Source organism: Nafulsella turpanensis ZLM-10, assembly GCF_000346615.1.
Lineage (GTDB): Bacteria > Bacteroidota > Bacteroidia > Cytophagales > Cyclobacteriaceae > Nafulsella > Nafulsella turpanensis.
This window is the reverse complement of the sequence record NZ_ANNU01000099.1, coordinates 1-314: the sequence shown is the minus strand read 5'-3', so window position 1 is coordinate 314 and position 314 is coordinate 1. Positions and strand designations below refer to the sequence as shown.

Sequence of the window (314 nt, the reverse complement as noted above, 5' to 3'; positions counted from 1 at the left end):
ATGCCTGCTCTGCGGCAGCTTTCTTCCAGCTTTTCCTGCAGTTCTTTTCGCTGCTGGTTTTGAGCATCAGGAAGGAGGATTAAAAAGTTCAGCCGGTCAAGGTAGGGCTGGGGCGATTCAGAAGTGTCCTTTAAGGAAGAGGGCAGGGAAAGCAGCAGGATTTTCTCTGCCTGCGTTTGTGCCTGCATCAGCTGCAGGGCCTGCCGAAGCTTCTGCTGAAGCGCAGCAGGCAGATGATAAGTGGAGGTGTACATAATCTTTTGAATTTAAAGGGGTGTAGCATCTTATATTCATTTTTTCTTATCTTGCCATCG

1 pseudogene is annotated in these 314 nt (G+C 48.7%); it reads right to left on the bottom strand.

Going from position 1 to position 314, the window contains the following annotated elements:
• Positions 1-254: pseudogene (locus F752_RS25040) on the bottom strand (HEPN domain-containing protein); the annotation flags it as partial.
• Positions 255-314 lie beyond the last annotated feature (60 nt).